This window comes from Xenorhabdus santafensis (assembly GCF_033949405.1).
Lineage (GTDB): Bacteria > Pseudomonadota > Gammaproteobacteria > Enterobacterales > Enterobacteriaceae > Xenorhabdus > Xenorhabdus santafensis.
The window spans coordinates 1-323 of record NZ_VCDN01000529.1; the positions used below are offsets into that span (position 1 = coordinate 1).

At 36.5% G+C, this 323-nt stretch carries 1 protein-coding gene; it reads right to left on the minus strand.

What is annotated here, in order from left to right; genetic code table 11:
• Positions 1–66: 66 nt before the first annotated feature.
• The gene (locus FE392_RS23275) at positions 67–168 is read right to left on the minus strand and encodes a DUF3948 family protein (protein ID WP_001060018.1); all 102 of its coding nucleotides are present in this window, start codon (positions 166–168) and stop codon (positions 67–69) included.
• Positions 169–323 lie beyond the last annotated feature (155 nt).

The window sequence follows — 323 nt, forward strand, 5'->3', positions numbered from 1 at the left end:
TGCTTGTCTATAAGACGAGCAGCTTTTTCTATATATAAAGGGGTTTGGGGAAACAAAGTGAAAGTGTTAAACAAGACCTTGAGCAAGTGTATAAATGAAAGCCGTAAGAAGAGTAGCTCCACTTGCAAGTCCGATAAAGTCTGATTTGTTGAAAGTAATGTTGTTCATTATAATCTCTCCTTATTTGTTTAATGTAGTTGCAACAGCTTTTGCATCGACAAGTGCGGATAGCACCATGCCCATTGTATTTAAAAATTTATTTGATTTCATATTGTTCATCATGCGTATCCGCTCCTTTTCGAATTGTTGTTGCCCTGCTTATG

Excerpts from the sequence above, each read along its gene's own strand:
- FE392_RS23275 (WP_001060018.1), bottom strand. The coding sequence starts at position 168 with ATGAACAACATTACTTTCAACAAATCAGACTTTATCGGACTTGCAAGT.